This window comes from Streptomyces sp. NPDC048269 (genome assembly GCF_040652395.1).
Classification (GTDB): Bacteria; Actinomycetota; Actinomycetes; order Streptomycetales; family Streptomycetaceae; genus Streptomyces.
Window position 1 is genome coordinate 21,748 of record NZ_JBEZLW010000034.1, and the last position, 26,742, is coordinate 48,489.

The following is a 26,742-nucleotide window of genomic DNA, read 5'->3' on the forward strand; positions in this document are numbered from 1 at the left end:
GCGCGGGCGGTACCTCCTCGAAATTACCCCTGCCCGGGGAGCTCCCGGGCGGGTGAGCGCTGCCCGCGAAGAGATGACCTGCTGTCTTCGTCCTTCACGCATGCGCGGAGAACCACGTGTCGAACCATTCGCCCGCTTCCGGGCGCAGTCTGCTGTACCTCGTCGTCGCCGGAGCCGCCTGGGGCACCGCCGGGGCGGCTGCCTCCCTTCTCTTCCTCGCCAGTGACCTCGGTCCGCTCGCCCTGTCGTTCTGGCGGTGCGCGGGCGGGCTCGCGGTGCTGCTGGGGGTGCTCGCCGTACGCCGGCCCCGCCGCCCCGGGCCCGGGATCGGGCGGGTGCGGCCGTCCGCCGGCTCGCTGATCGCGACAGGGTTGCTGTTCACGCTGTTCCAAGCCGCCTACTTCGCCGCCGTGCGCGAGACCGGCCTCGCGGTCGGCACCGTCGTCACCCTCGGCGCCGGGCCCGTGCTGATCGCGCTCGGGGCGCGGTACTGGATGGGCGAGCGGCTCGGCAAGGGCGGCGTGGCCGCCGTCACCGGGGCGCTGGCCGGGCTCGCCGTCCTGGTGCTGGGCAGCGGGGGCGGCGAGGTGCGCCCGCTGGGCGTCGGCTGGGCGCTGCTGTCGGCCGCCGGGTACGCGGGGATGACCCTGCGGGCCCGCTGGCTCGGGCGGCGCGGGGCGGGCGGGGATCCGCTCGTGACCACCGCCTGGTCGGTCGCGGTGGGCACGGTGTGCCTGCTGCCGTTCGCAGTGGTGGAGGGACTGCTGCCCCACACCGCCGAACTCGGGCGGGTGCTCTGGCTGCTGCTGTACGTCGCGACCGTGCCGACGGCGCTGGCGTACGCGCTCTACTTCACCGGGGCCGCCGCCGTGCGGGCCGCCACCGTGTCGGTGATCATGCTGATCGAGCCGGTGAGCGCGGCGGTGATCGCCGTACTGGTGCTGGGGGAGCGGCTGACCGGGGCCGTGGTGCTGGGCACCGCACTGCTGCTGGCAGCCGTGGGCGCCCTGATCGCCGCGGAGGCGCGGCGCCCTGGGGACGGGCCGGCGGACGGGCATGCGGGCGGGCCGGCGGATGCGCACGCGGGCGGGTCTGCGGACGGGTCTGCGGACGGGCCGGTGGTGCGGCCCGTCCGAGCCCCCGAAGTGTCGGGTCAGAGCGCCGCGAGGTAGTCCGGGGTGGCGGTCCCGGGGGCCAGGTCGGCCGCCGGGACCGGCGTCCCGTACGCCGGGGCGACCGGTACCACGCCCGCCCAGTAGGGCAGTCCCATGTCCTCGGCGTCGTCGTTCGGTCCGCCGGTACGGATCTTCGCGGACACCTCGGTCAGGTCCAGGCGGATCACCGCCGTGGCGGCGAGCTCCTTGGCGTTGGCCGGCCGCGAGTCGGCGGAGCGGCCCGGGACCACGTGGTCGACGAGGGCATCGAGGGCCACCCGGCACTCCTCCTCGTCCGTGACCTGGTAGGCCGTGCCGTGTACGACCACCGAGCGGTAGTTGAGCGAGTGGTGGAAGGCCGAGCGGGCCAGCACCAGGCCGTCGACGTGGGTCACGGTCACGCACACCGGCAGTCCCGGGTCGGCCTTGCCCGCCGCGAGCAGCGGCCGCGAACCCGTGGAGCCGTGGATGTAGAGCGCCTCGCCGACCCGGCCGAACAGCGTCGGCAGCACCACCGGGGCGCCGTCGCGGACGAAGCCGAGGTGGCAGATGTAGGCCTGGTCGAGTATCGAGTGCACGGTCTCGCGGTCGTAGCGCGCCCGGTCGCGGGAGCGGGTCGGCACCGTGCGGTCGGTGGGCTCGTACGCGTCGGACGAGGTGGGCGGCTCGGACTGTGCGGGCGCTTCCGTGGCGGGCGTGGCGGTCATAATGCGAACTCCGTTGTACTAGTGCATAATGTTCTTTGTGCTAGGAGACTATCGGATCGTTGGGCGCCGCGCATCGGACATCGCGGCCAGTGTCGAAGCGGGTGTGGGAACGGGTGCGCTCGCACCGGGGGCGCTGCTGCCACCGATGCGCGAGCTGGCGGCCGAGCTGGGGGTCAACCCCAACACGGTGGCGGCCGCCTACCGGTCGCTGCGCGAGCGCGGTGTCATCGAGACCGACGGGCGGCGCGGCAGCCGGGTGCGCGCCCGACCGTCGAGCGCGCCGCGGGACGCTCTGCGGATGGCGGTGCCGGCGGGCGTACGGGACATCACGGAGGGCAATCCGGACGTGTCGCTGCTCCCGGCGCTGGACGGGGCGCTGGTGGCGGCGGCCCGGCGGTACGCGCAGGCGCCGCCCCTCTACGGGCAGGACCCGGTCGATCCGGAACTGGCCCGGCTGGCCCGGGCCGACCTCGACGGGGACGGGGTGCCGGCCGGACCCATCGCGGTGACTTCGGGCGCGCTGGACGGGATCGAGCGGGTACTGGCCGCGCACCTGCGCCCCGGGGACGCGGTCGCGGTCGAGGACCCGGGCTGGGGGAGCGTGCTGGACCTGATGCCGGCGCTGGGCCTGCGGGTACTGCCCGTGGCGGTGGACGACGAGGGGCCGCGGACCGAGGCGGTGGCGCGGGCCCTGGAGGCCGGGGCACGGGCGCTGGTGGTGACCTCGCGGGCGCAGAACCCGACCGGGGCCGCGGTGAGCGCGGCGCGGGCCGGGGAGCTGCGGGCGCTGCTCGCGGGCCACCCGGGGGTGCTGGTGATCGACGACGACCACGGGCACGGGATCGTGGACCTGCCGCTGCGCCCGCTGGGCGGGATCACCCGGCACTGGGCACTGGTGCGGTCCACGGCGAAGGCGTACGGGCCGGACCTGCGGCTGGCGGTGCTGACCGGGGACGCGGTGACGCTGGACCGGGTACGAGGGCGGCAGCGGCTGGGCCCCGGGTGGGTGAGCAGGCTGCTGCAGTACGCGGTGGTCGACCTGTGGACCTCGGGCGCGGTGGACCGGGCCGCGGTGGCCCGCTCGTACGGGGAGCGGCGGGACGCGCTGGTCGCGGCGCTGCGCGAGCGGGGCGTACGGGCGCACGGGCGGAGCGGGATGAACGTGTGGGTGCCGGTGGCCGACGAGACGGCCGTGGTGACGAGGCTGCTGGCGGCGGGCTGGGCGGTGACCGCCGGCGCCCGGTTCCGCGTGGAGTCGGGGCCGGGCGTCCGGCTGACGGTCTCCCAGCTGGCGGTGGCCGACGTCCCGGCCCTGGCCGACAGCGTCGCCGCGGCGGTCCGCCCGGCGGGGGGCGGCCGCTCCGTCTGACGGCGGGGCCGGAGCCGGGCCCACGGCCGGAGGTCAGAGGAGTTCGAGGAGGCCAACCAGGGTGAGGACGACTCCGCCCAGGGCCATGAATGTGGCCATGTAGCGGTACAGCCCGGCCGTAATGGTCCTCGTCGCCGGGCCGAGGTCACCCTGGGAGTGCCTGCGCAGTTCCGCGTCGGCCTCCGCCCGGCGGGCCAGCCGAGCGGCCGATCCGCGGATGTCCAGTGCGACCCAGCCGCCGCCGACGAGGGCGGTGGGACCGGCGGTCAGAAGGACTGTGGCCAAGCTCAAGAGATGCCCCCGGGCGGTGTGGTGATCGCCGGGACGGTATCAGGGGTCAGGCCGGCCGCCGGGCCCCGGGGCGGGTCTGGGTGAGGGCGGCGCCCGCCAGGACGACGGCGGCGCCGACCGGGGTGTTCCAGTGGAGCTGTTCGCCGAGGACCAGGACGCCCGCCGTGGTGGCGATGACGGGGATGAAGTACGTGACCATCTGGGCGGTGGTCGGGCCGACCTCCGAGACCAGGCCGTACTGCATCTGGAGGGCCATGCCCGTGCCGAGGGCGCCCAGGGCGATCACCGACAGGGTCGGCCAGAGGGGGAAGGACGTAGGGGCGGCCGTGAACAGGGCGCTGACCAGGGCGAGCTGGACGGTGGAGAACAGGAGCTGGGCGGCGGTCAGGGCGACCGGGGAGCCGGGGGACCCGGCCAGCGTGCGGCGGACGTAGATCCAGCCGATGGGGTAGCAGAGCGAGGCCAGCAGGGCGAACGCGGTGCCCTTGGCGTCGACCCCGGAGAAGCCCTGCCAGGCACCGAGGACGGTGAGGACGCCGAGGAAGCCCAGGCCCAGACCCGCGACGCGGCGGCGCGTCGGGCGGTCCTCCGACAGGGCGACCAGGGCGAGCGCCATCCCCCACAGCGGGGACGTGGCGTTGCAGATGCCGGCCAGGCTGGAGGGGATGCTCAGCTCTGCGTAGGCGAAGAGGGAGAACGGGGCGGTGTTGAGCAGGAGCGCCGCCACGCCGAGGTGGCCCCAGGTGCGCAGTCCCCGCGGCAGCGGCTCGCGGCGGACCAGCAGCACGGCGAGGAGGGCGAGCGCGCCGAACAGGACCCGGCCCATGGCCACCTGGAAGGGCGCGTACGCCTCCGTGCCCACCTTGATCAGCAGGAAGCTGAAGCCCCAGACGACCGAGAGGATCGCGAAGCGGACGCGCCAGTCCAGGAGGGCGCCCCGCCGGGTGCTCGCGGCGGACGGAGAGGGGGCTGCGAGGGTCGGGCGGGGGGCCGTGGGTGCGCTCATGGCCCTTACTGTGCGCCCCCCAACTTCGTAGAACAAGCGAGATTTTCTCGGAGGGACGGCGTAGCATCCCTTACATGTTGAACCTGGAGCGCCTGCGCACCCTCGACGCCCTCGCCCGCCACGGCTCGGTCAGCGGCGCGGCCGACGGACTCCACGTCACCACCTCCGCCGTGTCCCAGCAGATGGCCAAGCTGGAGCGCGAGGTCGGCCAGCCGCTGCTGGCCAAGAACGGGCGCGGGGTCCGGCTCACCGACGCAGGGCGGCTGCTCGCCGATCACGCGGCCCGGATCATCTCCCAGGTGGAGCTCGCCCAGGCCGATGTGGAGGCCCAGCGGGGCTGCGCCGTCGGCGAGTTGCGCATCGGGGCCTTTCCGACCGCGATGCGCGGGCTGCTCCCGCAAGCGCTGTCCGCCCTGCGCGACGGCCATCCGGAACTGCGGCCGCTGGTGCGCGAGCAGGAGCCCGAGGAGAGCATGGCCGCCGTCGTGCGCGGGGACCTCGACCTGGCGCTGGCCATCGACTGGCACAACAAGCGGATGCCGGTGCCCGCCGAACTCACCCGGACGCACCTGCTGGACGACTCCGTCGACATCGCGGTCCCGGCCGGCCACCGGCTGGCCGACCGGACCGAGGTCTCCCTCGCCGAGTTCGCCGACGACGACTGGATCTCCTGGAACGAGGGGCAGTTCTGCCACGAGTGGCTGGTCTTCACCCTCCGCGGTACGGGAATCGAGCCGCGCATCGCCCACATCGCCGAGGAACACCACACCCAGCTGGCCTTCGTGGAGGCGGGGCTCGGGGTCTGCGTGGCGCCGAAGCTGGGTCGCGGCCCCGTGCCGCCCGGCGTCCGGCTGCTGGCCGTCTGCGACTCCGTACGCCGCCACGTGTACGCCGTGTGGCGCGCGGACGCCGACCGCAGGCCCTCCATCCGGGCCGCCGCCGAGGCGCTGCGGCAGGCTGCCGCAGCGCTCTGACCCCCTGGTGCCGGAGGGTCTAGAGCTTGCGGAAGTCCCACGAGACGACCGACTCCGGGGTCAGTCGGATCCAGGCGTGCCGCCCGTCGTGCGGCATCTCCTCGATGCCGAAATTCTTGACCGGGAAGATCCGCTCGGCCTCCGCCAGTTCCGGGCACGGTTCGCCGGTGCGCGGTGCCTCGCCGACGAAGACGGCGCTGCCGGACAGCTCCACTCCGCGCAGCTCGTCGTAGGACTCGCCGGAGTCCACGACCACCGAGATCCGCGGGTCCTTGCGCAGGTCGGACCAGCGCCGGCTGCGCGTGATCGAGTACAGCCACAGCGAGGTGCCGTCCCAGGCGAACCACAGGGCCCCCACGTGCGGGCGCCCGTCCGGGGAGACCGTGGCCACCCGGCAGGTCCGCTGCTCGCGCAGGAAGGCGTCCACCTCCTCGTCGCTCATCATGATGCGGCGCCCTCGCCGCTGGGTCCCGTCCACGCGTGTCTCGTCCATCCGTCCCGCACCCCTTCACATCTGACTGTGTGTCAGGAATCATGCGGGGTCGACGGCCGTCACGCCAGGGGGAGCCATGCCGGATCTCGATCCCGCCACCACCGCACTGCTCACCGTCGAATGCCAGAACGGCGTCGTCGGCGACGAGAGCGCCCTGCCCGAGCTCGCGAAGGAGGCCCGGGACTCCGGGATGCTAGGACGGGTGGCCGCGCTGGCCGACGCCGCGCGCGGGGCCGGCGTACAAGTGCTGCACGCGGTCGCCGAGCGGCGGCCCGACGGGCGCGGGGCGAACACCAACGCGCGGCTGTTCCGCGCCGCCGGGAAGCTGCCCGTGCGCCAGCTCTCCGGAAGCCGGGCGGTGGAGGTCGCGGCCCCCATCGTCGTGGCCGGGCAGGACCTGGTGGTCCGCCGGCTGCACGGGCTCTCCCCGATGGCCGGCACCGACCTGGACGCCCTGCTGCGCAACCTCGGCGTCCGGACCCTCGTCGTCACCGGCGTCTCCTCCAACATCGCCATCCCGAACACCGTCTTCGACGCCGTGAACCTCGGCTACCAGGTCGTGGTCCCGGCCGACGCCATCGCCGGGGTGCCCGCATCCTGCACCGCCGAGGTGATCCGCAACTCCCTCTCGCTGGTCGCCGCCATCACCACCACCGAAGCGCTGCTCGATCAGTGGGCTCCCGCACCCTGACCGCCGTAACCTGGGCGGATGCTGTCCGAAGTGATCGCGACCCGTTACGTCACGCCCCTGCGTGAGGGCGGCTCGCTCCCGGGAATCGTCGAGGCCGACGATCTCGGTACCTACGTCATGAAATTCACCGGAGCCGGCCAGGGCCGCAAGACCCTGGTCGCCGAAGTCATCTGCGGGCGCCTCGCCCAGCGGATGGGCCTGCGGGTCCCGCGGCTGGTGCAGATGCAGCTCGACCCCGTCATCGGGCTCGGCGAGCCCGACCAGGAGGTCCAGGAGCTGCTCAAGGCCAGCGGCGGGCTCAACCTCGGCATGGACTACCTGCCCGGGTCGATCGGCTTCGACCCGCTCGCCTACCAGGTGGACCCGGTCGAGGCGGGGCGCGTGGTCTGGTTCGACGCCCTGATCAACAACGTCGACCGGTCCTGGCGCAACCCGAACATGCTGGTCTGGCACGGGGACCTGTGGCTCATCGACCACGGCGCCACCATGATCTGGCACCACAACTGGCCCACCGCCGAGGCCGCCGCCGCGAAGCCGTACAACGCCTCCGACCACGTGCTGGCCCCCGTGGGACCGGACGTCGCGGCCGCCGCTGCCGCACTCGCACCGCTGGTCACCGAGGAGCTGCTCACCGAGGTCGCCGCCGACGTGCCGGACGAGTGGCTGGTCGACGAGCCCGGCTTCGACTCCACCGACGCGCTGCGCCGCGCCTACGTGGACGCGCTGCTGCCGCGCGCGGCCACGATCCACGAGAGGATCTCGATGGAGGCGGAGGTGAAGGCTCCGCAGAAGCCGCCGGGCTGGCTCACCGAGCACCTGACGGAATGGCCCCACAAGACCAAGAAGAAGAGCGACGGCGAGTGACCAAGCGGGACGTGTTCGAGTACGCGCTGGTGCGTGTGGTGCCCCGGATGGAGCGCGGCGAGTGTTTCAACGCAGGCGTGATCGTCTACTGCCGGGCGCGCTCGTACGTGGCGGCGCACACCCATCTCGACGAGGCGAAGCTCCTCGCGCTGGATCCCGGGGCCGACGTGGCCGGGGTACGGGCCGCGCTGCGCGGGGTGGAGGGTGTGTGTGCGGGCGGCGAGGCCGCCGGTCAGGCGGCCGGTGACGACGCGGGGCGGCGGTTCCGGTGGCTGATCGCGCCGAGGAGCACGGTGGTGCAGCCGGGACCGGTGCACACCGGCCTGACGGCCGATCCCGCTGCCGAGGCGGAGCGGTTGCTGGACCTGCTGGTCCGCTGACCCGGGCCCCGTCGGCAGTCCGGGTGCCGCGCCGGTGCGGGGGCTCCGCCCCGGCACCGGCGCGGGGCTCCGCCCCCGGCCCCGCGCCTCGAACGCCGGCGGGGTTCGAAGTGCGCCTCGGGCGCCGGCGGGGCCGGATGGTGCCTCCCACGCCGCCGGGCGGGAAGTGCCCCCGTTGACACGGAGTGTCATGGCTCCTAGCGTCTCCTCAGCTGAAGCTACTAAGCGGTTGCTCACCTCAGGGCGGCCGTCTCTCAAGGGCGAGGAGATCCAGCATGTCCACCACCGAGCAGCGCGTCGCGATCGTGACCGGAGGGGCCCGGGGCATCGGCGCGGCCACCGCTGTACGCCTGGCCGCCGAGGGCCGGGCCGTCGCCGTACTCGACCTTGACGAGGCGGCCTGCAAGGACACCGTGGAGGCGATCACGGCGGCCGGCGGCAAGGCCCTGGCGGTCGGCTGCGACGTCTCCGACGGCGCGCAGGTGGAGGCGGCCGTGGCGCGCGTCGCGAGCGAGCTCGGCGTCCCGACCATCCTGGTCAACAACGCGGGCGTGCTGCGCGACAACCTGCTCTTCAAGATGAGCGAGACCGACTGGGACACGGTCATGAACGTCCACCTGCGCGGCGCGTTCCTGATGTCGAAGGCCTGTCAGAAGTACATGGTGGAGGCCAAGTTCGGCCGCATCGTGAACCTCTCCAGCAGCTCGGCGCTCGGCAACCGCGGCCAGGTCAACTACTCCGCCGCCAAGGCCGGTCTGCAGGGCTTCACCAAGACCCTGGCCATCGAGCTCGGCAAGTTCGGCGTCACCGCCAACGCCGTCGCCCCCGGCTTCATCGTCACCGAGATGACCGCCCAGACGGCCGCCCGCGTCGGCATGGGCTTCGAGGACTTCCAGGCGGCCGCCGCCACCCAGATCCCCGTCCAGCGCGTCGGGCGCCCGGACGACATCGCCAACGCCATCGCCTTCTTCACGGGCGAGGCCGCCGGCTTCGTCTCCGGCCAGGTCATGTACGTGGCCGGCGGCCCGCTCAACTGACGAGACCACGAGAGGCAGGACGTACGCCATGACGTACAACGGCATCGACAGCGGCAAGGTCGCGCTGATCACCGGGGCGAGCCGCGGCATCGGCTACGGCATCGCCGAGGCGCTCGTCGCGCGCGGCGACCGGGTCTGCATCACCGGGCGCAACGAGGAGGCCCTCAAGGAGGCCGTGGAGCGGCTCGGCGCCGACCGTGTGATCGGGGTGGCCGGAAAGGCGCACGACGAGGCCCACCAGGCCGTCGCCGTCGAGCGCACGATGGAGGCCTTCGGCCGCGTGGACTTCCTGGTCAACAACGCCGGCACCAATCCGGTTTTCGGTCCGATCGCGGACCTGGACCTCGGGGTCGCGCGCAAGGTCTTCGAGACCAATGTGATCTCGGCGCTCGGCTTCGCCCAGCGGACCTGGCACGCCTGGCAGAAGGACAACGGCGGGGCGATCGTGAACATCGCCTCCATCGCCGGGGTCTCCGCCTCGCCCTTCATCGGCGCGTACGGGATGAGCAAGGCCGCCATGGTCAACCTCACGCTCCAGCTCGCCCACGAGATGGCGCCCCGGGTCCGGGTCAACGCGATCGCCCCCGCGGTGGTCAAGACGAAGTTCGCGCAGGCGCTCTACGAGGGCCGGGAGCAGGAGGCCTCGGCCGCCTATCCGCTCGGCCGGCTCGGGACCCCCGAGGACATCGGAGGGGCCGCCGCATTTCTTACATCTGCACAAGCGGAATGGATCACGGGGCAAACTCTCGTCGTCGACGGTGGAATGTTCCTCAATGCCGGTGTGCACTGATCGATAATCGGACGGATTTGCCTCCAAAAGGGAGGTAAATGCATACCGAATGGGCACGGAACCGGTCAAGTGCCCCACGAAACCAACCCATTGGATTTGTGGGGCACTGCGGTAGGGTCTGCCGCACCCCTGGCTGATCGAGGAGCGTGCACGTGTTCAACCGGACCAGATGCCTGCAGATCACTGCGGCCCTTGCGTCCATATCCCTGCTCGCCGGTTGCGGCCTGCTTTCGGATGACAGCGCCGACGACGCGAAGAGGATCGTCGTCGGCACGACGAGCGCACCGAGCACCCTCGATCCCGCGGCGGCATGGGACGGCTCCTGGGAGCTGTACCGGAACGTCTACCAGACTCTGCTGGCCTTCCCCACGGGCTCCACCAAGCCCCAGCCGGACGCCGCCCAGAGCTGCGAGTTCACGGACGCGGCGAACGAGTCGTACCGGTGCACCCTGCGCAAGGGCCTGAAGTTCTCCAACGGGGAGCCGCTCGACGCCAAGGCGGTCAAGCACTCCCTGGACCGGATCCGGACCATCGGCTCCAAGGTCGGCCCCAAGGACCTCTTCGGCAGCCTCGACAAGATCGAGACCCCGGACGCCCTGACCGTCGTCTTCCACCTGACGACCCCCGACGCCACCTTCCCCCTCGTCCTCGGCTCGCCCGCGGCCTCGCTGGTCGCGCCCAAGGAATACCCGGCCGACAAGGTGCGCGAGGACGGCAAGGTCACCGGTTCCGGCCCGTACGTGCTCGACTCGTACAAGGAGAGCGCCGAGGCCGTCCTCGGCCGCAACGAGAGCTACACGGGCTTCGCCAACCGCCGTAACAACGGGGTGACCATCCGCTACTTCGCGGATTCCACGAAGATGGTCGCCGCCCTCAAGGCCAAGGAGATCGACGCCACCTACCGAGGCCTGTCGGCCCCGGAGGTCAGGGACCTGCAGACCCCCGAGTCGCACACGGCGGGCGTCCAGGTCGTCGAGAACGTCGGCGCCGAGATCCGCTACCTCGTCTTCAACCCGAAGGACCCGGCGGTCTCCAAGCTCCCGGTCCGCCAGGCCATCGCCCAGCTCGTCGACCGCGGCGTGCTCGTCTCCAAGGTGTACCAGGGCACCGCCGAGCCGCTGTACTCGATGGTTCCCAAGGGGGTCGTCGGCCACAAGACGCCCTTCTACGACAAGTACGGCCACGCGGACGTCAAGAAGGCCCAGAAGATCCTCAAGGACGCCGGGATCCCCACGCCGGTCGATCTGACCTTCTGGTACACCACGGACCGGTACGGCTCCTCCACCGCTGACGAGTTCACCGAGCTCAAGCGCCAGCTGGACGAGAGCGGGCTCTTCAGGATCACCCTGCGCAGCCAGCCCTGGAAGGCCTTCCAGGAGGGCTACAAGAGCCAGGAGTACCCGGTCTTCGGCCGCGGCTGGTTCCCCGACTTCCCGGACCCGGACAACTTCATCGCGCCGTTCGTCGGCAAGGAGAACGCGGTCGGCACCCCGTACGAGCCGGCCGAGATCCTGACCGACCTGCTGCCGAAGACGCGCCGCGAGGGCGACCGCTCGGCCGGCGTCCACGAGTTCGAGCGGGCGCAGCAGATCTTCTCCGAAGACGTCCGGCTGCTGCCCCTGTGGCAGGGCAAGCTGTACGTAGCCGCACGCGACGACATCGCGGGCGCCGAGCGGGCGCTGGACCCGCAGACCGTCATGCAGATGTGGGAGTTCTACCGCAAGACCAGCTGGTAGCCGCTTCAGCGGAGCGGGCGGCTGAGGCGTTGTCAGTGGCCCCCGGTAGGTTCAGAGCAGTTGAACCGAACTTGTACCGGAGGTTGTCGCCGTGACCCAGATGCTGCCCGAGTCCTGGCTCCCCGTCCTCGGCGGGGAGCTGGACCAGCCCTACTTCAAGGAACTCGCGGAGTTCGTCGAGAAGGAGCGGGCGAACGGGCCGGTCTACCCGCCCCACGAGCAGGTCTTCGCGGCCCTGGAGGCCACCCCGTTCGACCGGGTGAAGGTGCTGGTCCTCGGCCAGGACCCGTACCACGGCGCCGGGCAGGGCCACGGCCTGTGCTTCTCCGTCCAGCCCGGGGTCAAGACCCCGCCCTCGCTCCGCAACATCTACAAGGAGATGAAGGAGGAGCTGGGCCTGCCCGTCCCGGACAACGGGTACCTCATGCCGTGGGCCCGCCAGGGCGTCCTGCTGCTCAACGCGGTGCTCACCGTCCGTGAGGCCGAGCCCAACTCGCACAAGGGCAAGGGCTGGGAGAAGTTCACCGACGCGGTGATCCGCTCCGTGTCCGAGCGTCCCGACCCCGCCGTCTTCGTGCTGTGGGGCGCCTACGCCCAGAAGAAGATCCCGTTGATCGACGAAGAGCGGCACGTGATCGTCAAGGGTGCGCACCCCTCCCCGCTGTCGGCCAAGAAGTTCTTCGGTTCCCGGCCCTTCACGCAGATCAACGAGGCCATCGCCGCCCAGGGCCATGAGCCGATCGACTGGCGGATCCCGGACCTCGGCTGACGGCCCACCGCGCCTCGGCGTCAATGCCCGTACCTCCGGCTAGCTTCTTGACGATCAGACCGGAGCAGGTCTGGCGCAGAGCAAGCCGGAGGCCGCCGTGACGGAGCAGCAGCAGGAGGCGTCGGAGGACGCGGTCATGACCAGGATCGGCCAGGCGGTCATCCTGCTGCACGCCGGGGACCGCGAGGAAGCCCGCAACCGGCTCGGCGTGATCTGGTCCGAGATCGGTGAGGAGGGTGACTCCCTGCACCGGTGCACGCTCGCCCACTACATGGCCGACGCCCAGGACGACCCCGCCGACGAACTGGCCTGGGACCTGAGGGCCCTCACCGCCGCCGAGGCGCTCCGGGACGAGCCGTCCGCACCGGGGGAGCCGCATCCGGCGATGCGGGTGTTTTACCCGTCCCTGCACCTCAGCCTGGCCGCCGACTACGTGAAGCTCCAGCGGCCGGAGGCGGCCCGGGTCCACCTGGCGCGGGCCCGCGCCGCCACCGGCGCGCTGCCCGACGACGGGTACGGGAACGGCGTACGGGCCGCCATCGCCCGGCTGGAGCGGCGGCTCGCGGCGGAACCGGGCGGGGGTCCCCGGCCGTTCCCCGAGCAGTCCCCGTGATCCGGCCGGCCCCCGTGAGCGGATCGGTCCGGTCCCCGTCAGCGGATCAGTCCTCGCGGACGCCCGCGCAGATGCGGGCCTCCGGGCTGTCCGGTTGCCACCGCGCGTGCCGCCGGCCCAGCGCGCACACGTCGGCGGCCCGTACCGGAAGCTCCCGCACCAGCTCGCGCTCCACCGCGGCGTCGGGCTGCGGGCCGTGCGGGCGGCCGCCGCCCTGACGGCCCGCAGCCGGTCCGGCCGGCCCCCGGGCTCCGGGATCTCCGGCACCGGCGGTGCGGCCTCCAGGGGCCCGGCGGTGGCGCCCTGCGCGGTGCGCTCGGCGGACCGTCCGGCGGGGGCGGGAGCCGTGGGCCGCGCCTGCTTCTCCGGAGCCGTCTTCAGCGCCTCCAGAGCAGGTGCCTGCACGACCCCCGGGGCGGCTCCCGGCCCGCCGCTCAGCTCGTGGTGCGGCAGCAGCCCCGCGGAGGGGGCCGCCGCCCCCGGCTGCCCGGGGGCGGGGCTCACGTTCACACAGCCGGAGACGGCCGAGACGGCACAGGCGACTCCGAGCAGCAGCCTCGTCGTGGTTCGGGTTGGATGCACTCGCGCAACTCTGCTCTGCGAGGGCCACGTTGCGAAAACCCGCGGGCCATATTGACCCCGCACGGGTGACGGGACAGCCCTCAGTCGCCGGTGGCTCCGTCGATCTGCTCGCGCAGCAGGTCCGCGTGCCCGTTGTGGCGCGCGTACTCCTCGATCATGTGGGTGTAGACCCAGCGCAGGCTGAACACCTCGCCCCGGTGGTGGCTCTCGGCCTCCGACAGCAGGTCCAGCGAACGGCCCGCGGCGGCCTGGCGCGCCAGCTCGACCTCCGTCTGCCACACCTGCTCCACCTCGGCCCAGGTGTCGTTGTCGGTGAAGTGGAAGTCCCCGTCCGGGTCCTCGCTCGTGCAGTACAGCTCGGGAAGGTCCTCGCCGAGCATGATCTCCCGGAACCAGTACCGCTCCACCTCGGCCATGTGCCGTACGAGGCCCAGCAAGCTCAGTTCCGAGGGTGCGAGCGGACTGCGGCGGAGCTGCTCGTCCTGGAGCCCCTCGCACTTCCAGGCGAGGGTCGCGCGGTGGTAGTCGAGCCAGCCGTCCAGCATGCCGCGCTCGTCCGCGGTGGTGGAGGGCTCATTGCGATGTGATCCGGAACTGGTGGTCATAGGGGCCATCCTCGGTTAACCAGGCCCCCGCCACCAGGGATTAAGTCCCGGTCGACCGCAGGACTTAAGCTGCCGGAGTCCCACAAGGAACGAACCAGGAGGCTCCCGGTGAAGGTCGGCTGCATCGGACTCGGCGACATCGCGCAGAAGGCGTACCTGCCCGTCCTCACCACCCGCCCGGGAGTCGAGCTGCACCTGCAGACCCGTACCCCCGCCACGCTGGAACGGGTCGGCGCGATCCACCACGTCCCGGCCGGACGCCGGCACACCGACCTCGACGCGCTGCTCGCCGAAGGGCTCGACGCGGCCTTCGTCCACGCCTCGACGGCCGCCCACCCCGAGATCGTCGGGCGGCTGCTGGAGGCCGGCGTGCCGACGTACGTGGACAAGCCGCTCGCGTACGAGCTCGCGGACTCGGCGCGGCTCGTGGAACTGGCGGAGGAACGCGGCGTCTCGCTCGCCGTCGGCTTCAACCGCCGCTTCGCGCCCGGCTACGCGCAGTGCGCCGACCACCCGCGCGAACTGATCCTCATGCAGAAGAACCGCGTCGGGCTGCCCGAGGACCCCCGCACGCTCGTGCTGGACGACTTCATCCACGTTGTCGACACCCTGCGCTTCCTGCTGCCCGGCGAGGCCGACCACCTCGACGTGCGAGCCGTGGTGCGCGAGGGACTGATGCACCAGGTGGTGCTCCAGATGTCCGGTGACGGATTCACCGCGCTCGGCATCATGAACCGGCTGTCGGGTTCCACCGAGGAGATCCTGGAGGTCTCCGGGCAGGAAACCAAGCGGCAGGTCGTCAACCTCGCGGAGGTCATCGACCACAAGGGCCAGCCGACCGTGCGGCGCCGCGGGGACTGGGTGCCGGTCGCCCGCCAGCGCGGCATCGAGCAGGCCGTGGACGCGTTCCTGCAGGCCGTCGAGGCGGGCAGGACGCTCAGCGCGCGGGACGCGCTGCTCACCCACGAGCTGTGCGAGCGCGTGGTGACGTCGGCGCTGCGGCAGGCCTCCTGAGCGCACGGGTGCCCTCCGCCGCGCAGTAGGCCGCCAGCGCGGCGAGGGCCGCCGCCACCGGCCAGTCCCCGAAGCGGACGTAGAGGGTGGTGCCCCGGGCGAGCGGGACCTCGTACACCTGCGACGTGCTCGCCGAGGTGGGCAGGGCGGGGCCGATCCGCTCGCCGGACGGGCCGTGTACCTCGCTGACACCGGTGAGGGTGGCGTGCACCATCGGGCGGCCGGTCTCGGCCGCCCGCAGCGCGGCCAGCGAGGCGTGCTGGGCCGGCGCCCAGCTGTCCTGGAAGCTGGAGGTCGCCGACTGGGCGACGAGGAGGGCGGCGCCGTCGCGGACCAGGTGCCGGCTCATGTCGGGGAAGGCCGACTCGAAGCAGACCAGCGGGCCGAGGCGGACGCCGGGGCGGCCGTCCGGCCGCCCGGGCAGGTTCATCACCACCGGGGTGTCTCCCGGCACCCGGTCCTCGCCGGCCGCCTTGCCGACGGAGGTGGCCCAGCCGAGGAGGGCCCGGGCCGGTATGTACTCGCCGAATGGGACCAGCCGCATCTTGTCGTACCGCTCACCGATGGGGCCCTCGGGGCCGATGAGCACGGCGCTCTTGCGGATCCCGGGGCTGTCGGACCCCCGTGCGTCCACGTTGACCAGCAGCGGCGCCCCGACCTGAGAGGACAGCGAGGTCAGCCGTCCGGCCAGGTCCGGGCGCGCCGCCAGGTCGCCGCCGACGCTGCTCTCGCCCCACACCACCAGGTCGACCGGCTGCCCGGAAAGGGCCCGGGTGAGCCGTTCCCCGGCGGCGAACCGCCGCTCCGCACTGTCCGGACCGTCCGCCACCAGACCCGGCTGTACGACGGCCACGCGCAGCCCGGCCGACACCTCGGGGCGCGGCACCCAGAGCCACACCACGCCCGTCAGCACCGCACACCCCGTCACCCCGGCCACCGCCGGCACCCGCGCCCCGGGTACCGCGACGAGCAGCACCAGCGCGCAGTTCGCTGCCACCACCAGCAGGCTCACCAGCCACACCCCGCCCACCGAGGCCAGCCGCAGCGCGGGCGACACCTGCCACTGGCTCGCCCCCAGCAGCCCCCACGGCCCGCCCAGCCCCTGCCAGGACCGCGCCAGCTCCGACAGCAGCCACCCAGCCGGTACGAGGACCAGCGCGGCGCCCGTCCGGCCCGCCGCCGGGATCCCGCCGAGCAACTCCCGCACCAGGAGGGCCCAGGGGATCCAGAGCAGGCCCAGCAGTGCGGCCAGCGGTACCAGGAACACGTGCAGGCTGGGCAGCAGCCAGTGGTGGACGGCGACGATGAAGGCCGCGCCGCCGAGCCAGCCCTCCAGCGCGGCCCGCCGCCCGGTGGGGGCCGACCGCAGCAGCAGCATCCAGGGCACGAGGGCGACGTAGGCGAACCACCAGAGCGCGGGCGCGGGGAAGGCGAGCGCGGGGACTGCCCCGGCGGCGACCGCGGCCGGCGCACGCCACCGCGGGAACCAACGGACACGGATCGGGACCATGACGCGCCTCCGCTTCCAGTGTGGCAGTCAGGCGGAGATGTGCCGCCACTTCTCGTGCACGGTGACGCGGGTGAGCCGCCAGCCGTCGTGGGTGCGGGCCAGCGCGAAGGAGTAGCGCCCGGCGGCGACGAAGTTGGGCGCCGTCACGGAACCGTCGGACTCGCCGCCGTCGAGCAGCATCGGATTGAGGAAGTCCGCCCGTACCTCGGCGCTGTCGCCGGGTGAACCGCCCAGGTCCTCCAGCCGGATCAGCCGGTTCACGATGAGGTGCTGACGCACCGGGAACAGCTTCATGGTCTCCGCGAGCCAGTCGGCGACCTCCCCGGCCGGGCCCTCGATCCCGCCCGCCGAGCTGTAGTCGGCCCGCCCGGCCGCGGTGAACAGGGCACGGTACGCCGCCCAGTCGCCGTCGTCGACGGCCACCGCGTACCCCGTGACCACCTCGTCGATCGCCAGCCGGTCCATTACCGTCGCAAGGTCCACACGCTGCGTCATCGGGTCAGTGTGGGGCTGCCGGGTCCCCAGGCCAAGGGGCGTGCGCCGACCGGATCTTCGTACGGGCCCTCAGTGACCGGAATACGCCTCCCGCTGCCGGACCACGACGAGGAACGCGTCGCTGTCCAGGTCCATCACCACCTCGGCGTCCACGCCCTCGCGCATCCGCTGCGCGGCGTACTCCTCGGCGGGCCAGCTTCCCCTCGGACTTCCGGCCGGAAAACGCTCCAGAACCACACGACCCATGGGACACCCCCTGCTCCTTGCCTTCAGGTCTCCAGGGACAACGACGCGAAGGCCGCCCGGGAACGTTCCCGGGCGGCCTCCGGTTCACGCGAAGCGGTGATCCTCGGTGTGCTCAGCCGCCGGACTCGCCGGCGTGCGGGCTCAGCACGCCCATGCCGACGAGGATGAACAGCGCGATGCCCAGCAGGATCCGGTAGATCACGAAGGGCATGAAGCTCTTGCTGGAGATGAACTTCATGAACCAGGCGATGACGACGTAGCCCACGAAGAAGGCGATGACCGTCGCGAAGATCGTCGGCCCCCACGAGATGTGGCCCGGCTCCTCGACCACGTCCTTGATCTCGAACGCGCCCGAAGCCAGGACGGCCGGGATGGCGAGGAGGAAGGAGTAGCGGGCCGCGGCCTCGCGGGTGAAGCCCAGCAGCAGACCGCCGGAGATCGTCGCGCCGGAGCGGGAGACGCCCGGGATCAGGGCCATCGCCTGGCACACACCGAAGATCAGGCCGTCCTTGACGCCCAGCTCCTTGAGCGTCTTGCGCTCGCGGATCGCGCGGTGCCGGCCGCCCTCCTCGTCACGGGCTGCCAGCCGGTCGGCGATGCCCAGCACGAGGCCCATCACGATGAGGGTGGTGGCGGTCAGGCGCAGATCGCGGAACGGGCCCTCGATCTGGTCCTTGAACGCCAGGCCGAGGACACCGATCGGGATCGAGCCGACGATCACCAGCCAGCCCATCTTGGCGTCCTGCTCGGAACGCAGCGCAGGCGTGTACAGCGAGCGGAACCAGGTGGAGACGATCCGCGCGATGTCCTTGCGGAAGTAGATCAGTACGGCGGCCTCGGTGCCGATCTGCGTGATGGCGGTGAAGGCCGCTCCGGGATCGTGCCAGCCGGCGAACGCCGCGGTCAGCCGCAGATGGGCGCTGGAGGAGATCGGGAGGAACTCCGTAAGCCCCTGGACGAGACCGAGGATTAGGGATTCGAACCAGCTCATGTCGGGGTGCGCTCGTCCTTGTGATCGTCGGGCAGTTCGGGTCCGATGCTAGGGCCCGTGCGGAGCGCCGGTGACCACAGGGGGGTGCTGGGGCGTCAGTTCGTACGTGGTCTCGTGGATCCGGGCAGGTGCCAGGCGGTGCCGCTTGCGCCAGGCGACCACTCCGGCGGCCACCACCGAGACCACTATGAAACCGAACGAGACGAGGAACGCGGGCGAACCGGGGGCGGAGGCGCTGGCCCCCGCGATCACGTACGCCGTGGTGTTCGGGACGACGCCGAGCGCCGTGGCGCCGAGGAAGGGCAGCCAGCCGCAGCGGGACACCGCCGCGCAGTAGTTGGCGACCACGAAGGGCATTCCGGGGAAGAGCCGCACGGCGAGCACCGAGCGGAACCCGTGCCTGCTGAGCTGCCCGTCGGCCGCCTTGAGCCAGCGGCCGCGCAGGTACGGGCGCAGGGCCTCCTGGCCCATGACGCGCCCCAGGCCGAAGGCGATCGCGGCACCGAGCACCGTGCCGCAGACCGCCGCGAGGAGTCCGAACTGGGTGCCGAAGACGGCTCCCGCGGCCAGGTTGAGCAGGGGGCGCGGGACGAAGGCCGCAGCACACACGCCGTACCCGGCGGCGAACAGCAGGACCGCCGCGCCCACCGGGAACCCCGGGGGCCACCCCTCCGACAGGATGCGCTGGGGCTCGTACAGCAGCACGCCCACGCCGGCCGCCACGAGCAGCACGACGAGCAGCGACAGCCGGGTCCACGGCGCGAGGAGGAGGGACATCCCGGGAGACTAGCCGACCCGTGCGGCGCCCCGCCGTAATCTGGGCCTCATGCTGTCGAACGACCGGCGACCTCCGAACGTCCCGCACAGCGCCCTCGCCGACACCCTCCTGGAGCGGCTGACCGAGGTGTACGCGGCGGCGGCCGACCCGGCACGGGCGGTGCCGATGACCGCGTACATGAAGGACGTGGCCCCCTTCCTCGGCATCCCCACCCCGCTGCGCCGCGAGTTGTCGAAGGCAGTGACCAAGGACACTCCGCGTCCGTCGGAGACGGACTGCGCGGCGCTCGCGCTGGGCTGCTGGCGGCTCCCGGAGCGCGAGTACCACTACTTCGCGGTGGACTACCTGCGCCGGCACGTCTCCCGGTGCTCGTCCGGCCTGCTGCCGGTGGTCCGGCACCTGATCACCACCGTGCCGTGGTGGGACACGGTCGACCTGCTGGCCGCGCACACCGTGGGCCCGCTGGTGGCCGCCGACCCCGCGCTGGCGGCGGTGATGGACGAGTGGATCGGCGACGATGACCTCTGGCTCGCCCGCACCGCCCTGCTCCACCAGCTCCGCTACAAGTCCGCCACCGACACCGGGCGGCTCTTCGGCTACTGCCGCCGCCAGGCGGACCACCCGGACTTCTTCGTCCGCAAGGCCATCGGCTGGTGCCTGCGCGAGTACGCGAAGACGGATCCCGCCGCCGTGCGCGCCTTCGTCGAGGCCGAACGGCGTTCCCTGTCCCCGCTGTCCGTGCGCGAGGCGCTCAAGAACCTCTGAGGTCGCGGAAATTCGTTCGACGCGCCGGGGCGGGTCCGGCAGGATCAGGCGCATGTCCCGGTACGCCTTCCCCGCCGCATCGTCCGCAGTCGCGGACGCGCCGAAGGCTGCCGCATTCGCTGTTCCCGCAGAGGAATTTCCCTTCGCCGCATTCGACGGCGCACGAAGCTGACCCTTCCCGGATCGTCCGGCGGACCCCGCAGGGGGAGGGTCGGCTCGACTCAGGGGTCCCGTTCCAGCTTCGAGCCACGGGAAGAGATCATGGCCAAGACGGCCTTCGTGCGGACCAAGCCGCACCTCAACATCGGCACCATGGGTCACGTCGACCACGGCAAGACCACCCTCACCGCCGCCATCACCAAGGTCCTCGCCGAGCGCGGGGGCGGATCCTTCGTGCCCTTCGACCGCATCGACCGGGCCCCGGAGGAGGCCCGGCGCGGGATCACCATCAACCTCACGCACGTCGAGTACGAGACCGACACCCGCCACTACGCCCACGTGGACATGCCCGGCCACGCCGACTACGTCAAGAACATGGTCACCGGCGCCGCCCAGCTCGACGGGGCGATCCTCGTCGTCTCCGCGCTCGACGGGGTCATGCCACAAACCGCCGAGCACGTGCTCCTCGCCCGGCAGGTCGGCGTCGACCACATCGTGGTGGCGCTCAACAAGGCCGACGCGGGGGACCCCGAGCTGACCGACCTGGTCGAGCTGGAGGTCCGCGAACTGCTCACCGCGCACGGCTACGGCGGTGACAGCGCGCCTGTCGTACGGGTTTCCGGGCTCGGGGCGCTGGAGGGCGACCCGCGGTGGACCGGGGCGATCCAGGCGCTGCTGGACGCGGTGGACACGTACGTGCCCACGCCGGTGCGCTACACCGACGCGCCGTTCCTGTTGCCGGTGGAGAACGTCCTGACCATCACCGGGCGCGGGACGGTCGTGACCGGCGCCGTCGAGCGGGGCAGCATCCGCCTCGGCGACCGCGTGAGCATGCTCGGCGGGGACGGTGCGTCCGACCCGGTCGTGGTCACCGGCCTGGAGACCTTCGGCAAGCCGATGGAGTCCGCCGAGGCGGGGGACAACGTCGCGCTGCTGCTGCGCGGGGTCCACCGGCACGAGGTGCGCCGCGGCGACGTGGTGGCCGCGCCCGGCAGTGTGGCGCCGAAACGGCGCTTCACGGCGCAGGTGTACGTGCTCTCGGCGCGCGAGGGCGGCCGTACGACAGCGGTCGCCACCGGATACCGGCCGCAGTTCTACATCCGCACCGCCGACGTGGTGGGGGACGTGGACCTGGGGGAGGCCGGCGTGGCCCGGCCGGGGGAGACGGTCACCATGACCGTCGAGCTCGGGCGGGACGTCCCGCTGGAGTCGGGACTCGGCTTCGCGATCCGCGAAGGCGGGCGGACCGTCGGCGCGGGCACGGTGACGGCCGTACTGGAGTGATCCGGGCGGGCTGATCCGGCAGGTGGCCCGGGCGGCGCCGCGGCCGGCGGGGGCCGGCCACCGATCCGGGCGGTGATGTGCGGGGTGCTCCGGGCCCCTGTGTGGTGGCGGCGGTCCGGCTGCGTCAGACTGCCGTCACCACAGGCATGCGCGGAGGGCGGCGGGAATGGGCGGCGACACGGCACTGGTGCTCGGCGGCGGGGGACTCACCGGCATCGGCTGGGAGTGCGGAATCCTGTACGGGCTCGCCCGCGCGGGAGTGGACCTCACCACCGCCGACCTCGTCGTCGGCACCTCCGCGGGTTCGGTGGTCGGCGCCCAGCTCACCTCCGGGATGCTCACCGCGCAGGAACTGTACGAGCGCCAGCTCGGCGACGCCGCCGGGGAGATCGCGGAGAAGCTCGGGGCCGCGCTGATCGCGCGGTACGCCGTCGCCATGGCGCGCTCGCGTCGCGACGCGACGGCCTACCGGCAGCGGGTCGGCGCCATGGCACTGGCCGCCGACACCGGGGCGGAGGCGGAGCGGCGCGAGGTGCTGGCGTCCCGGCTGGTCTCGCACGACTGGCCCGCCGAGCGGCGGCTCGTCGTCACCGCGGTGGACGCGCTGAGCGGTGAGCCCGCCGACTTCGACCGGGAGAGCGGGGCCGGGCTGGTGGACGCCGTCTCGGCGAGCTGCGCCGTGCCCGGGGTATGGCCGCCGGTGACCGTCGGCGGGCGGCGCTTCATCGACGGAGGCGTCCGTTCCGCCACCAATGCCGACCTGGCCGCCGGTTACCGGCGTGTGGTGGTCATCGCCCCGATCGCGCTCGGCTCGGGGCTCGTCCCCTCGGCGTCCGCACAGGCCGCGCGACTGCGCAAGGCGGGCGCCAGGGTGCTGCTGATCACCCCGTCGGCGGCGGCCCGCAAGGTCTTCGGGCGCAACGTGCTCGACCCGGCGCGGCGGGACCCGGCAGCGCGGGCGGGCCTGGCGCAGGCCGAGGAGCACGCCGTCGAGGCGGCGGCCGTCTGGTCGGGCTGAGCCGGGACCGGACCGACAATGGACGGGTGAGCGACGAACAGATCCCGGTGACCCGGGACGTGGGCCAGGGCACCGCCAAGCTGATGCCGGACGTGGACCGGGAGCGGGCCTGGCTGCTGACCGTCGACGGGGCGCCGCAGTCGTATGTGGACCTGGACGATCCGCAGCACCTGGAGTTCGAGTACGTACGCCGCCTCGCGCACGTCCTGGACTGCGCGGCGGAGCCGGGGCTCGCGCTGGACCTCCTGCACCTGGGCGGCGGCGCCCTCACCCTGCCGCGCTACGCCGCGGCGACGCGGGCGGGATCCCGGCAGGCAGTCGTCGAGTTCGACACGGGGCTCGTTGAACTGGTCGCGGAGTACTTGCCGCTGCCGGCGGGATCCGGTGTCGCGGTGCACGCCGCCGATGCGCGGGCCTGGCTGGAGGCGGCGCCCGCGGAGAGTGCGGACGTCGTGGTGGCCGACGTGTTCGGCGGTTCGCGGGTGCCGGCGCAGCTGACGTCGGTGGAGTACGCGCGGGAGGCGGCGCGGGTGCTGAGGCCCGGCGGGCTGTACGCGGCGAACCTCGCCGACGGGGCGCCGTTCGGTTTCCTGCGGGCGCAGCTGGCGAACTTCGGGGCGGTGTTCGGGGAGCTTGCGCTGGTCGCAGAGCCGGCGGTGCTGCGGGGGAGGCGGTTCGGGAACGCGGTGCTGCTGGCGTCCGACGCTCCGCTGGAGGTGGGTTTGCTGGCTCGGCGGTGTGCCGCGGACGCGTTTCCCGCCAGGGTGGTGTTCGGGGATTCGCTTGCGCGGTTCGTGCGGGGAGCCGTGCCCGTGGCTGACGCGGACGCCACGCCGTCCCCGGCTCCGCCGGAAGGTGCGTTCAGCCTGGGGTGAGGGGAGCGGGTGCGGCGCCGCTGCCGGGGCTCCGCCCCGGGCCCCGCGCCTCAAACGCCGGCGGGGCTGGAGGGGCTGGAGGGCGTGGCGGGGCTGGGGGGCGTGGCTGCGGGGCTGGGGGATACCGCGGGGCTGGAGGGGACGGGGGTGGCGGCAAGGGCCGGTTCGGCCGGTGGTCTGCGGGTCAGGCGGCGGACGTCCGGGATCACGAGGACCAGGGCCGTGGCCAGGACGACCAGGGCTGCGCAGCCCCACAGGGCCTGGGTGCGGCCGAAGGCCGATTCGGCCGGGCCGGCCAGGGCCGTGGCCAGGGGGAGCATCGACACCGAGCCGAACCAGTCGTAGGCGGAGACCCGGGAGAACTTCTCCTCGGGGATCTCCTGGTGCATCGTGGTCATCCAGTTCACGCCGAACACCTCGATGGCCGTGCCGCTCACGAACATCACCGCGCACAGCGCCCACACCGGCAGCGGTACGGCCAGGCCCGCCGACGGCAGCGCCAGCGGGAACACGCACAGGGTGCCGACCAGCAGCAGCCGGCGTGGCTTCCAGACCATCATCAGGACGGCGCCCGCGATGGTGCCCACGCCGAAGCAGGCCAGGGCCAGCCCCCAGGGCGCCGGCCCGCCCAGCCGGTCCCGGGCGACCAGCGGACCGTAGACCGCCTCGGCGGCGCCGACGACGGCGACCACGACGGAGAACTGGAGCACGATGCTCCACAGCCATGGCCGGGTCCTGACCTCCACCCAGCCCTCGCGCAGGTCGGCCAGGAGGCCGCCGCCGGGAGCCCGTTCTGTGACGTGGCCGACGTCGAGGAAGGCCCGTAGCGCGCCCGCGATCGCGAAGGCCGCCGCGTCCACGGCCAGGACCCAGCCCGGGCCGATCGCGGCGATCATCGCGCCGCCGAGGGCCGCGCCGCCGATGCCGGCGCCGTTCATCGCCATGCGGAAGAGCGCGAAGGCACGGTTGGCGTGCTCACCGGAGACGGTCGACAGCAGCATGCCCTCGGCCGCCGGGTTGAAGAAGGCCGTACCGGTGCCGCACAGCGCGGTCAGCAGCATCATCTGCCACAGCTGGGGGTCACCGGCGAGCACGAGCACGGCGAAGGCGGCCTGGGAGAGGCAGTTGATGGCATTGGCCGCGACCATCACGCGGTGGCGCGGCAGCCGGTCGGCGAGCGCGCCGCCGATGAGCAGGAAGAGGACGAGCGGCAGCGTACGGGCGGCCGCGACGAGGCCGACGTCGGCGCCGGAACCGCCGGCCTCCAGTACCGCGAACGCGGCCGCGATGAGCGCTCCGTGGCTGCCGAGGTTGGTGACGACCGCCGCGCCCGTCAGCAGGGTGTAGTTGCGGCCGGCCCACGCGGGCAGGCGGCGGCGTGCGGGCGTACGGGGAGAAGCGGCGGGGGGAGAGCTCACCCCCGGACTATCGCCGCCCCGGGCCGGGAATCCAAACGGATTGTCGGCCCGGGGAGAGCGGGGAGGGGGATCAGCAGGAGAAGGGAGCCGGATCAGCCGCCGGACAGGCGGACCGTGCTGAGGATCTTCTCCATCGTCTCCTTGCTGACCTCGTCCGGAACTCCGGCGGCGCTGTAGAGGATCCAGCTGGCGAAGTCACCCTTGGCGTTCTTGAAGGCGAAGGCGATGGACTTGCCGTCGGAGTCGCACTTGCTGTCCTTCGCCAGGCCGCTCACGGTCGCCGTCGCCATGTGACCCTTGAGGCCGGAGGCAGTGGTGTACTCCTTGGCCTCGGAGATCTTGGTGACCTCGATGGGGTGCGGCTGTCCGTACCCCCCGTACGCCCAGCTGCCGGCCGCGTTCCGCGAGAGTTCGGCAGTGTCCTTCGCGCCCTGGCCGCCCTTGGTGCCGGTGCCGGCCAGCGACGTGGTCTCCTCGTGGCCGTCCTTGTTGGAGTCGACCTTGCACCAGTCCTGCTTGAGGTAGGCCGGCGCGGACATCGAGACGTATGGCGACCCGTCCTTCTTCGCCTCGTCCTCGAAGCCGATGGCGGTGCCGGAGCTCAGCACGTTCCACTCCGGCGGGACCTCGAAGGCGGTGCCGTGCTTGGGGTTGACGATCACCTTCCACCCCGGGACGGTCGGCTTCACGTCACCCTCGGCCCGCGGGTTCGGGCTGCTGCCGGCCGGGGCGGGCGCGACGGACGCCGAGGCGGAGGCGGAGGGCTTGTCGTCGGCCTCGTCGGTCTTCTTGTCGTCCCGGGTCAGGACGAACGCGCCGGTCGCGGCGGCCGCCACGACCACCGCTGCCGCGGCGACGATGGCCACGGTCTTCGTCTGGAAGGGACTCCCGCCACCACCCGGCTGCCGCTGGGGTTGCTGGGGCAGCTGGGGTTGCCCCCACTGCTGGCCGGGCTCCGTCGGGGGCTGCTGGTACCCGGGCTGCTGCGGGTATCCGTAACCAGGCTGCTGCTGGTACGGGTTCGGCTGTCCCGACTGCTGTTGGTAGGGGTTCTGTTGCGCGTCCTGGGGGTTCTGCTCGCCCCCGGGCTGCTGCTGCTGTCCTGGCCACATGGCCGGTAACGATAGTGGGAGGGGTCGCCCGGGGCCACGGCCGCCCCCGTTACGGCACTGGCCAAGAACATCTACTCGTGGGTAACATCGCGTCCCATGAGCGCAGATCAGATGAACGTGGGCGAACTGCTCGCCGCGACGGTTCCGATGGCCCGGACCCTGAACCTCCAGTTCCTGGAGACCACCCCGGAGCGCGCGGTCGTCCGCCTCCCGGACCAGCCCGACTTTCACAACCACGTGGGCGGCCCGCACGCCGGCGCCATGTTCACCCTCGCCGAGTCCGCGAGCGGCGCGATCGTCCTGGCCGCCTTCGGCGACCAGCTCTCGCGCGCCGTGCCCCTCGCGGTGAAGGCCGAGATCGGCTACAAGAAGCTCGCCAAGGGCGTCGTGACCGCCACCGCCACCCTCGGTCGCCCGGCGGCGGAGGTCGTGGCCGAACTCGACGCGGGCGGCCGCCCCGAGTTCCCGGTCACCATCGCCATCCAGCGCGAGGACGAGGCCGTGACGGGCGAGATGACCGTCGTCTGGACCCTTCGCCCCAACGCCTAGGCCTCCCGGCTGACACGGCCCCCGCCCCGGGGCTTGGGTTCTAGGAGTCGTTGCAACACCCCAGCTCAAGGGGTGCGATGGAGTTCGAGATCCGCAGGGTGCGGGCGGAGTGCGGGTGCGGGTGCGGCTCCGGGTACCCGGCTGCGGGGGGAACATCGGAATCCGGCGCTGCTTTGACGACAGGGTCTAGAGTCCCTCGCACAACGATGGAGGGGGTACCCCATGGCCAAGGTCAACATCAGCCTCGACGCCGAGCTCGTTGTGGAGGTGATGGTGCTCGCCGGGGTCGGGTCGCCGCAGGACGCGGTGGAGGCCGTCGTACGGGACTACATCGCGCGCGGGCACCGGACCGAGGCGCGGGTGCAGCTCCAGGACGAGCCCCGGCGGGACGCCGACGGCGTGTCGCAGCCGCCGCAGGGCTGAATCCGGGCGCCGCTGTGGCGCGTCCGGAGCCGGCTCCGCGGTGG

Annotated in this window: 30 protein-coding genes; 18 read left to right on the top strand and 12 right to left on the bottom strand. The window is 72.6% G+C overall.

The window, feature by feature from the left end; translation table 11 throughout:
* Nucleotides 1–116 precede the first annotated feature (116 nt).
* Complete coding sequence (locus AB0D48_RS27995) at nt 117–1,172, top strand: EamA family transporter (protein ID WP_362402675.1); 1,056 nt, start codon at nt 117–119, stop codon at nt 1,170–1,172.
* Here AB0D48_RS27995 and AB0D48_RS28000 read toward each other — a convergent pair.
* On the bottom strand, nt 1,154–1,861 hold the full coding sequence (locus AB0D48_RS28000; protein WP_362402678.1) for a pyridoxamine 5'-phosphate oxidase family protein: 708 nt from the start codon (nt 1,859–1,861) through the stop codon (nt 1,154–1,156). The two genes, AB0D48_RS27995 and AB0D48_RS28000, sit on opposite strands and share 19 nt — an antisense overlap.
* Nucleotides 1,862–1,898: 37 nt before the next feature.
* Here AB0D48_RS28000 and AB0D48_RS28005 point away from each other — a divergent pair, with 37 nt between their 5' ends.
* Nucleotides 1,899–3,230, top strand: coding sequence for an aminotransferase class I/II-fold pyridoxal phosphate-dependent enzyme (locus tag AB0D48_RS28005; RefSeq protein WP_362402681.1), 1,332 nt, complete (start codon nt 1,899–1,901; stop codon nt 3,228–3,230).
* Nucleotides 3,231–3,263: 33 nt separating this feature from the next.
* On the opposite strand, the gene AB0D48_RS28010 is transcribed toward AB0D48_RS28005, so the two are convergent.
* A complete protein-coding gene (locus AB0D48_RS28010) occupies nt 3,264–3,515 on the bottom strand; it encodes a hypothetical protein (RefSeq protein WP_362402684.1) in 252 nt (83 codons plus the stop codon).
* A gap of 52 nt (nt 3,516–3,567) precedes the next feature.
* Nucleotides 3,568–4,527, bottom strand: a complete 960-nt coding sequence (locus tag AB0D48_RS28015) for a DMT family transporter (protein ID WP_362402687.1) — start codon at nt 4,525–4,527, stop codon at nt 3,568–3,570.
* 74 nt (nt 4,528–4,601) lie between these two features.
* On the opposite strand from AB0D48_RS28015, the gene AB0D48_RS28020 reads away from it, so the two are divergent.
* Nucleotides 4,602–5,501, top strand: coding sequence for a LysR substrate-binding domain-containing protein (locus AB0D48_RS28020; RefSeq protein WP_362402690.1), 900 nt, complete (start codon nt 4,602–4,604; stop codon nt 5,499–5,501).
* A 19-nt stretch (nt 5,502–5,520) separates the two neighbouring features.
* Here AB0D48_RS28020 and AB0D48_RS28025 read toward each other — a convergent pair whose 3' ends face one another.
* Nucleotides 5,521–5,979 carry a pyridoxamine 5'-phosphate oxidase family protein gene (locus AB0D48_RS28025; protein ID WP_362402822.1) on the bottom strand — a complete coding sequence of 153 codons (459 nt, stop codon included), beginning with the start codon at nt 5,977–5,979 and terminating at the stop codon, nt 5,521–5,523.
* Between the two features lie 91 nt (nt 5,980–6,070).
* Between AB0D48_RS28025 and AB0D48_RS28030 the strand changes: the two genes are divergently transcribed.
* The 8 genes from AB0D48_RS28030 to AB0D48_RS28065 all read left to right on the top strand — a co-directional run bounded on the left by AB0D48_RS28030 (nt 6,071) and on the right by AB0D48_RS28065 (nt 12,874).
* Nucleotides 6,071–6,685 (top strand): cysteine hydrolase, encoded by a 615-nt coding sequence (locus tag AB0D48_RS28030; RefSeq protein ID WP_362402693.1) that lies wholly within the window; start codon nt 6,071–6,073, stop codon nt 6,683–6,685.
* An 18-nt stretch (nt 6,686–6,703) separates the two neighbouring features.
* Entirely contained in the window at nt 6,704–7,549 is an 846-nt protein-coding gene (locus tag AB0D48_RS28035; RefSeq protein WP_362402696.1) for a HipA family kinase, read from the top strand.
* On the top strand, nt 7,546–7,929 hold the full coding sequence (locus tag AB0D48_RS28040) for a DUF3037 domain-containing protein (protein WP_362402699.1): 384 nt from the start codon (nt 7,546–7,548) through the stop codon (nt 7,927–7,929). Before AB0D48_RS28035 ends, AB0D48_RS28040 begins: the two co-directional genes overlap by 4 nt.
* Before the next feature lie 275 nt (nt 7,930–8,204).
* Nucleotides 8,205–8,966, top strand: coding sequence for a 3-oxoacyl-ACP reductase FabG (gene fabG / locus AB0D48_RS28045; protein ID WP_362402702.1), 762 nt, complete (start codon nt 8,205–8,207; stop codon nt 8,964–8,966).
* Nucleotides 8,967–8,994: 28 nt separating this feature from the next.
* Entirely contained in the window at nt 8,995–9,756 is a 762-nt protein-coding gene (locus AB0D48_RS28050; RefSeq protein ID WP_362402705.1) for an SDR family oxidoreductase, read from the top strand.
* A 152-nt stretch (nt 9,757–9,908) separates the two neighbouring features.
* A complete protein-coding gene (locus AB0D48_RS28055; protein WP_362402708.1) occupies nt 9,909–11,492 on the top strand; it encodes an ABC transporter substrate-binding protein in 1,584 nt (527 codons plus the stop codon).
* Nucleotides 11,493–11,592: 100 nt separating this feature from the next.
* Nucleotides 11,593–12,261 (top strand): uracil-DNA glycosylase, encoded by a 669-nt coding sequence (locus tag AB0D48_RS28060; RefSeq protein WP_362402825.1) that lies wholly within the window; start codon nt 11,593–11,595, stop codon nt 12,259–12,261.
* Between the two features lie 136 nt (nt 12,262–12,397).
* Nucleotides 12,398–12,874: a hypothetical protein gene (locus tag AB0D48_RS28065; protein WP_362402829.1), complete on the top strand. Its 477-nt coding sequence runs from the start codon at nt 12,398–12,400 to the stop codon at nt 12,872–12,874.
* A 662-nt stretch (nt 12,875–13,536) separates the two neighbouring features.
* Here AB0D48_RS28065 and AB0D48_RS28070 read toward each other — a convergent pair.
* Nucleotides 13,537–14,061, bottom strand: a complete 525-nt coding sequence (locus AB0D48_RS28070) for a DinB family protein (RefSeq protein WP_362402711.1) — start codon at nt 14,059–14,061, stop codon at nt 13,537–13,539.
* Between the two features lie 108 nt (nt 14,062–14,169).
* Between AB0D48_RS28070 and AB0D48_RS28075 the strand changes: the two genes are divergently transcribed.
* Nucleotides 14,170–15,075 (top strand): Gfo/Idh/MocA family oxidoreductase, encoded by a 906-nt coding sequence (locus AB0D48_RS28075; protein WP_362402714.1) that lies wholly within the window; start codon nt 14,170–14,172, stop codon nt 15,073–15,075.
* Here AB0D48_RS28075 and lnt read toward each other — a convergent pair.
* From lnt to AB0D48_RS28100, 5 genes are all read right to left on the bottom strand, one after another.
* The gene (lnt, locus tag AB0D48_RS28080; protein ID WP_362402718.1) at nt 15,020–16,585 is read right to left on the bottom strand and encodes an apolipoprotein N-acyltransferase; all 1,566 of its coding nucleotides are present in this window, start codon (nt 16,583–16,585) and stop codon (nt 15,020–15,022) included. The genes AB0D48_RS28075 and lnt overlap by 56 nt on opposite strands.
* A 27-nt stretch (nt 16,586–16,612) precedes the next feature.
* Nucleotides 16,613–17,080: a nuclear transport factor 2 family protein gene (locus AB0D48_RS28085; protein ID WP_362402721.1), complete on the bottom strand. Its 468-nt coding sequence runs from the start codon at nt 17,078–17,080 to the stop codon at nt 16,613–16,615.
* A 69-nt stretch (nt 17,081–17,149) separates the two neighbouring features.
* Entirely contained in the window at nt 17,150–17,326 is a 177-nt protein-coding gene (locus AB0D48_RS28090) for a hypothetical protein (RefSeq protein ID WP_362402723.1), read from the bottom strand.
* Nucleotides 17,327–17,438: 112 nt separating this feature from the next.
* The gene (locus AB0D48_RS28095; protein WP_362402726.1) at nt 17,439–18,317 is read right to left on the bottom strand and encodes an undecaprenyl-diphosphate phosphatase; all 879 of its coding nucleotides are present in this window, start codon (nt 18,315–18,317) and stop codon (nt 17,439–17,441) included.
* A gap of 48 nt (nt 18,318–18,365) precedes the next feature.
* A complete protein-coding gene (locus AB0D48_RS28100; RefSeq protein WP_362402729.1) occupies nt 18,366–19,094 on the bottom strand; it encodes a VTT domain-containing protein in 729 nt (242 codons plus the stop codon).
* Nucleotides 19,095–19,143: 49 nt separating this feature from the next.
* Here AB0D48_RS28100 and AB0D48_RS28105 point away from each other — a divergent pair, with 49 nt between their 5' ends.
* The 4 genes from AB0D48_RS28105 to AB0D48_RS28120 all read left to right on the top strand — a co-directional run bounded on the left by AB0D48_RS28105 (nt 19,144) and on the right by AB0D48_RS28120 (nt 23,196).
* On the top strand, nt 19,144–19,860 hold the full coding sequence (locus tag AB0D48_RS28105) for a DNA alkylation repair protein (protein ID WP_362402732.1): 717 nt from the start codon (nt 19,144–19,146) through the stop codon (nt 19,858–19,860).
* A gap of 261 nt (nt 19,861–20,121) precedes the next feature.
* Nucleotides 20,122–21,303, top strand: coding sequence for an elongation factor Tu (gene tuf, locus AB0D48_RS28110; RefSeq protein ID WP_362402735.1), 1,182 nt, complete (start codon nt 20,122–20,124; stop codon nt 21,301–21,303).
* Between the two features lie 166 nt (nt 21,304–21,469).
* The gene (locus AB0D48_RS28115; RefSeq protein WP_362402738.1) at nt 21,470–22,321 is read left to right on the top strand and encodes a patatin-like phospholipase family protein; all 852 of its coding nucleotides are present in this window, start codon (nt 21,470–21,472) and stop codon (nt 22,319–22,321) included.
* 83 nt (nt 22,322–22,404) lie between these two features.
* Entirely contained in the window at nt 22,405–23,196 is a 792-nt protein-coding gene (locus tag AB0D48_RS28120) for a fused MFS/spermidine synthase (RefSeq protein WP_362402832.1), read from the top strand.
* Between the two features lie 50 nt (nt 23,197–23,246).
* Here the strand turns inward: AB0D48_RS28120 and AB0D48_RS28125 are convergent, their stop codons facing one another.
* Together AB0D48_RS28125 and AB0D48_RS28130 are read right to left on the bottom strand one after the other, a co-directional pair.
* Nucleotides 23,247–24,614, bottom strand: coding sequence for an MFS transporter (locus AB0D48_RS28125; protein ID WP_362402741.1), 1,368 nt, complete (start codon nt 24,612–24,614; stop codon nt 23,247–23,249).
* 92 nt (nt 24,615–24,706) lie between these two features.
* Nucleotides 24,707–25,726, bottom strand: a complete 1,020-nt coding sequence (locus tag AB0D48_RS28130) for a hypothetical protein (protein WP_362402744.1) — start codon at nt 25,724–25,726, stop codon at nt 24,707–24,709.
* 96 nt (nt 25,727–25,822) lie between these two features.
* On the opposite strand from AB0D48_RS28130, the gene AB0D48_RS28135 reads away from it, so the two are divergent.
* Together AB0D48_RS28135 and AB0D48_RS28140 are read left to right on the top strand one after the other, a co-directional pair.
* The gene (locus tag AB0D48_RS28135; RefSeq protein WP_078904414.1) at nt 25,823–26,275 is read left to right on the top strand and encodes a DUF4442 domain-containing protein; all 453 of its coding nucleotides are present in this window, start codon (nt 25,823–25,825) and stop codon (nt 26,273–26,275) included.
* Between the two features lie 222 nt (nt 26,276–26,497).
* A complete protein-coding gene (locus tag AB0D48_RS28140) occupies nt 26,498–26,698 on the top strand; it encodes a type II toxin-antitoxin system VapB family antitoxin (protein WP_362402747.1) in 201 nt (66 codons plus the stop codon).
* The last annotated feature ends 44 nt before the right edge of the window (nt 26,699–26,742 follow it).

What these genes read in the sequence shown, in the direction of transcription:
- AB0D48_RS28000 (WP_362402678.1), bottom strand. Translation starts at nt 1,861, where the DNA reads ATGACCGCCACGCCCGCCACGGAAGCGCCCGCACAGTCCGAGCCGCCC.
- AB0D48_RS28015 (WP_362402687.1), bottom strand. Translation starts at nt 4,527, where the DNA reads ATGAGCGCACCCACGGCCCCCCGCCCGACCCTCGCAGCCCCCTCTCCG.
- AB0D48_RS28020 (WP_362402690.1), top strand. Translation starts at nt 4,602, where the DNA reads ATGTTGAACCTGGAGCGCCTGCGCACCCTCGACGCCCTCGCCCGCCAC.
- AB0D48_RS28030 (WP_362402693.1), top strand. Translation starts at nt 6,071, where the DNA reads ATGCCGGATCTCGATCCCGCCACCACCGCACTGCTCACCGTCGAATGC.
- AB0D48_RS28035 (WP_362402696.1), top strand. Translation starts at nt 6,704, where the DNA reads ATGCTGTCCGAAGTGATCGCGACCCGTTACGTCACGCCCCTGCGTGAG.
- fabG (WP_362402702.1), top strand. Translation starts at nt 8,205, where the DNA reads ATGTCCACCACCGAGCAGCGCGTCGCGATCGTGACCGGAGGGGCCCGG.
- AB0D48_RS28050 (WP_362402705.1), top strand. Translation starts at nt 8,995, where the DNA reads ATGACGTACAACGGCATCGACAGCGGCAAGGTCGCGCTGATCACCGGG.
- AB0D48_RS28060 (WP_362402825.1), top strand. Translation starts at nt 11,593, where the DNA reads ATGCTGCCCGAGTCCTGGCTCCCCGTCCTCGGCGGGGAGCTGGACCAG.
- AB0D48_RS28065 (WP_362402829.1), top strand. Translation starts at nt 12,398, where the DNA reads ATGACCAGGATCGGCCAGGCGGTCATCCTGCTGCACGCCGGGGACCGC.
- AB0D48_RS28070 (WP_362402711.1), bottom strand. Translation starts at nt 14,061, where the DNA reads ATGACCACCAGTTCCGGATCACATCGCAATGAGCCCTCCACCACCGCG.
- lnt (WP_362402718.1), bottom strand. Translation starts at nt 16,585, where the DNA reads ATGGTCCCGATCCGTGTCCGTTGGTTCCCGCGGTGGCGTGCGCCGGCC.
- AB0D48_RS28085 (WP_362402721.1), bottom strand. Translation starts at nt 17,080, where the DNA reads ATGACGCAGCGTGTGGACCTTGCGACGGTAATGGACCGGCTGGCGATC.
- AB0D48_RS28090 (WP_362402723.1), bottom strand. Translation starts at nt 17,326, where the DNA reads ATGGGTCGTGTGGTTCTGGAGCGTTTTCCGGCCGGAAGTCCGAGGGGA.
- AB0D48_RS28095 (WP_362402726.1), bottom strand. Translation starts at nt 18,317, where the DNA reads ATGAGCTGGTTCGAATCCCTAATCCTCGGTCTCGTCCAGGGGCTTACG.
- AB0D48_RS28100 (WP_362402729.1), bottom strand. Translation starts at nt 19,094, where the DNA reads ATGTCCCTCCTCCTCGCGCCGTGGACCCGGCTGTCGCTGCTCGTCGTG.
- AB0D48_RS28105 (WP_362402732.1), top strand. Translation starts at nt 19,144, where the DNA reads ATGCTGTCGAACGACCGGCGACCTCCGAACGTCCCGCACAGCGCCCTC.
- tuf (WP_362402735.1), top strand. Translation starts at nt 20,122, where the DNA reads ATGGCCAAGACGGCCTTCGTGCGGACCAAGCCGCACCTCAACATCGGC.
- AB0D48_RS28115 (WP_362402738.1), top strand. Translation starts at nt 21,470, where the DNA reads ATGGGCGGCGACACGGCACTGGTGCTCGGCGGCGGGGGACTCACCGGC.
- AB0D48_RS28120 (WP_362402832.1), top strand. Translation starts at nt 22,405, where the DNA reads ATGCCGGACGTGGACCGGGAGCGGGCCTGGCTGCTGACCGTCGACGGG.
- AB0D48_RS28130 (WP_362402744.1), bottom strand. Translation starts at nt 25,726, where the DNA reads ATGTGGCCAGGACAGCAGCAGCAGCCCGGGGGCGAGCAGAACCCCCAG.
- AB0D48_RS28135 (WP_078904414.1), top strand. Translation starts at nt 25,823, where the DNA reads ATGAGCGCAGATCAGATGAACGTGGGCGAACTGCTCGCCGCGACGGTT.
- AB0D48_RS28140 (WP_362402747.1), top strand. Translation starts at nt 26,498, where the DNA reads ATGGCCAAGGTCAACATCAGCCTCGACGCCGAGCTCGTTGTGGAGGTG.